Origin of the sequence: Coprococcus intestinihominis (assembly GCF_040096555.1) — a bacterium.
Classification (GTDB): Bacteria; Bacillota; Clostridia; order Lachnospirales; family Lachnospiraceae; genus Coprococcus_A; species Coprococcus_A intestinihominis.
Window position 1 is genome coordinate 1 of the sequence record NZ_JBBMEK010000277.1, and the last position, 4174, is coordinate 4174.

Genomic DNA, 4174 nt, shown 5'->3' on the forward strand with positions numbered 1-4174 from the left:
GATATCCGCAGGCGGATGAGAAGCTCAAAGAGCGTGTCAGCTATGAATTAAATACCATCAAAACCATGGGATTCGTGGATTATTTCCTGATTGTATGGGATTTTATTCATTATGCCAAAGAGCATGACATTATGGTCGGACCGGGCCGAGGTTCGGCAGCAGGAAGCATTGTATCCTACTGTCTGGATATTACAACCCTGGATCCGATTCGCTACAATTTACTCTTTGAGCGATTCCTGAATCCGAACCGAGTGACGATGCCCGATATCGACGTGGATTTCTGCTTTGAAAGACGACAGGAAGTCATTGATTATGTTGTCAGAAAATATGGCAAAGAGCGTGTGGTGCAGATTGTTACATTTGGTACAATGGCAGCGCGGGGGGTGATCCGTGATGTGGGGCGTGTCCTGGATCTGCCTTATGCCATCTGTGATAGTGTGGCCAAGATGATTCCGAATGAGCTTGGAATTACCATCGATAAGGCGCTGAAGATGAATCCGGAGCTGAAAAAGCTCTATGATGGGGATGACAGTATCCACAATTTGATTGATATGGCAAGAAGACTGGAAGGTCTGCCTCGGCATACATCCATGCATGCTGCAGGTGTTGTTATCAGCCCGAAGGCTGTCGATGAGTTTGTACCGCTGTCGAGAGGCGCAGACGATGTGATCACGACACAATACACCATGACCACGCTGGAAGAGCTGGGACTGCTGAAAATGGACTTTCTGGGGCTGCGTACACTGACTGTTATTCAGAATGCAGTGAAGCTGATCAATGCAGACGGTCGGCATCATGTGGACATGCATGAGATTGATTACAATGACAAGGCTGTTTTTGATATGATCGGAACAGGAAAAACCGACGGTATTTTTCAGCTTGAAAGTTCGGGAATGAAGAGCTTCATGAAGGAACTGAAACCCCATAATCTCGAGGATATCATTGCAGGTATTTCGCTTTATCGTCCAGGGCCAATGGATTTTATTCCGCGTTATATCAAGGGAAAAAACGAACCGGCGTCCATCACGTATGAGTGTCCGCAGCTGGAAGAGATTCTGGAACCGACCTACGGCTGTATTGTCTATCAGGAACAGGTCATGCAGATTGTTATGAAACTGGCCGGTTATGATCTGGGACGAAGCGACCTTGTGCGTCGAGCTATGTCGAAGAAAAAAGCGGATGTGATGGCGAAGGAACGCCAGTACTTTGTGTACGGCAATGATGAACTGGGTGTGCCCGGCTGTATTGCCAACGGTATTGATGAGGCGACGGCCAACAGGATCTTTGATGAGATGACGGATTTTGCCAAGTATGCCTTCAATAAGTCCCATGCAGCAGCCTATACCATTGTTTCTTATCAGACAGCATGGCTGAAATACTACTATCCGGTAGAGTTCATGGCGGCTCTGATGACATCTGTCATCGACAATTCAGTGAAAGTTGCAGAATATATTATGACCTGCAGACAGATGGGCATTAAGATACTGCCGCCGGATATTAATCATGGCGTCAGCAGTTTTTCTGTGGACAACGGCAGGATCCTTTACGGGCTTTCTGCGGTCAAAAGTATCGGAAGACCGGTGGTGGCAGCCATTGAACAGGAGAGAGCCCTGGCGGGACCATTTACAAGCCTGAAGAATTTCATTGAGCGTATGAGCGGCAAGGAAGTCAATAAACGTTCCATTGAGAATTTTATCAAGGCAGGTGCCTTTGACAGCTTTGGAGCCACAAGGCGTCAGCAGATGATGGTTTATGCGCAGATTATGGATCAGGTGGCTCAGGACAGAAAGAAAAATATCAGCGGTCAGATGACATTATTCGATTTCATGGATGAAGAAGAAAAACAGGCTTTTGAGATTCGTTATCCGAATGTGGGTGAGTATGACAAAGGTACTCTCCTTTCCTTTGAGAAGGAAGTCCTTGGGGTATACATCAGCGGACATCCGCTGGATGATGTGGCTGAGAGCTGGCGCAGGAATGTCACGGCGGTGACCTCCGATTTCTATGTCAATGAGGAAATCGGCATGCCGAATGTGGTCGATCAGTCATTGGTGGTCATTGGCGGTATGGTGACGGGCAAAACAGTTAAATCAACAAAGAACAACAAGATGATGGCTTTTATTCAGCTGGAGGATCTGCTGGGAACAGTAGAAGTCATTATTTTTCCGAATGATTATGAGAAATATCAGGCTGAGCTGACAGAGGAGGCGAAGCTTTACATCAAGGGCCGTGTATCTGCTTCGGAGGATCAGCAGGCGAAACTGATCGCGGAGAAGATCATTCCTTTTGATAAGGTGCCAAAGGAAGTATGGCTGCAGTATCCGGACAAGAACAGCTTTATCGGACAGCAGGAAGCCCTGTACAAAACCCTGGCGGGGCATTCGGGCAATGACCGGGTCATCATATTCTGTAAAGTGGAAAAAGCCATTAAGAAACTGCCTGTATCATGGAATATAAAGGCAGAGGAAGAAATTCTTGACCAGCTTGGAACAGTATTGGGAAAAGAAAACGTAAAAGTTCGGGAAACTGTCTTGAAAAGCTTCTAAAACTGTATTAAAATATTTCTAATGGATTTGAGATAAAAGATTAAGACAGCGTAAGTGGAGGAATTGAGCATGAATGATGGTGTAAAAACAATAGGTGTACTGACAAGCGGTGGAGATGCACCGGGAATGAATGCTGCAGTTCGAGCGGTCGTCAGAACGGCGATTGCTTACGGCTGTCAGGTCAAGGGGATTCAGAAGGGATATTCAGGACTGTTGGAGGAAGAGATCATTGATCTGTATGCCGGCAGTGTATCTGATATTATCAATCGCGGCGGTACATTTTTATACACAGCCAGATGTGAGGAGTTTCGTACAGAGGAAGGCCAGAGAAAGGGCGCAGAGATCTGCAGGAAGCATGGCATAGACAGTGTTGTTGTTATCGGCGGTGACGGTTCTTTCCAGGGCGCAAGAAAGCTGGCGGCTCATGGTATCAATACCATTGGTGTACCGGGAACCATTGATCTGGATATTGCATGTACAGACTATACGATTGGTTTTGATACGGCGGTGAATACAGCGATGGAGGCCATTGACAAGGTCCGCGATACATCCACATCCCATGAGCGATGCAGTATTATTGAAGTTATGGGAAGAAATGCCGGATATATTGCACTTTGGTGCGGTATTGCCAACGGTGCAGAGGATATCCTGCTTCCTGAATTATATAATTACGATGAGGAAGCCTTGATTGATCATATTATTGCCAACCGAAGAAGGGGCAAGAAGCATCATATTATCATCAATGCAGAGGGTGTTGGCCATTCCACCAGCATGGCCAAGCGGATTGAAGCGGCCACCGGCATTGAGACGAGGGCAACGATACTTGGACATCTGCAGAGAGGCGGAAGCCCGACTGCGAAGGACAGAGTGATGGCTTCCGTCATGGGAGCCTATGCTGTAGATGCTCTGATGGGCGGCAAGAGCAATCGTGTTGTTGCTTATAAGGACGGCAAGTATGTTGATTATGATATTGAGGAAGCATTGGCGATGCAGAAGGAGCTGGATCCGTTCCAGTACAGTGTAGCCAAGATCCTTGCACGCTAGTACATCGTTTTCGAAATAACTATACCATTCACTTGCCTGCGAATCCGAGTGTACAGGTAGAAAAGCCTCGGCGTAGCCCGCTATGCCTGCGTTTTTTTACCTGCACACTCGAATCCGCATCCTACGCGATTGGTATAGTTATTTACGAAACGATGTACTAGTCCACATTGATATAATTACAGAACAGATATAACTGAATCATACAGAGATATTCAGGGGCTGTCGTCAGAAAATTCCGCAGTGGCTTTGAGCCATCGGGAAGAGGCGGCAGCTCTTTTTTTGAAGGAGGAGAAGATGATCACAAGTGTTTCCAATCCACAGATGAAAAGGATCAAAGAGCTTTTGAATAAGAGTAAGCAGAGAAGAAAGGAAAAGTGTTTTGTGGCAGAGGGCATCCGGATGGTTGCAGAAACTCCGGTGGACAGACTGGAGAGGGTTTATGTATCTGAGAGCTTTTACAGGCATCCGCCGGAACTTCGGGGACTTGATCTTTCGAAGGCACTGATCGTGGATGATCAGGTATTCCGACAGGTTTCCGATACACAGACACCTCAGGGAATTATGGCGGTTGTCAGACAGCAGGA

2 protein-coding genes and 1 pseudogene are annotated in these 4174 nt (G+C 46.9%); all 3 read left to right on the forward strand.

Going from position 1 to position 4174, the window contains the following annotated elements:
• Positions 1-2546: DNA polymerase III subunit alpha (locus WMO25_RS15505; protein ID WP_349086074.1), on the forward strand; the 2546-nt coding region annotated here is incomplete at its 5' end.
• 69 nt (positions 2547-2615) lie between these two features.
• Positions 2616-3590: a 6-phosphofructokinase gene (gene pfkA / locus WMO25_RS15510; RefSeq protein WP_015512756.1), complete on the forward strand. Its 975-nt coding sequence runs from the start codon at positions 2616-2618 to the stop codon at positions 3588-3590.
• A gap of 240 nt (positions 3591-3830) precedes the next feature.
• Positions 3831-4174 (forward strand): annotated as a pseudogene (locus tag WMO25_RS15515) (hypothetical protein); the annotation flags it as partial.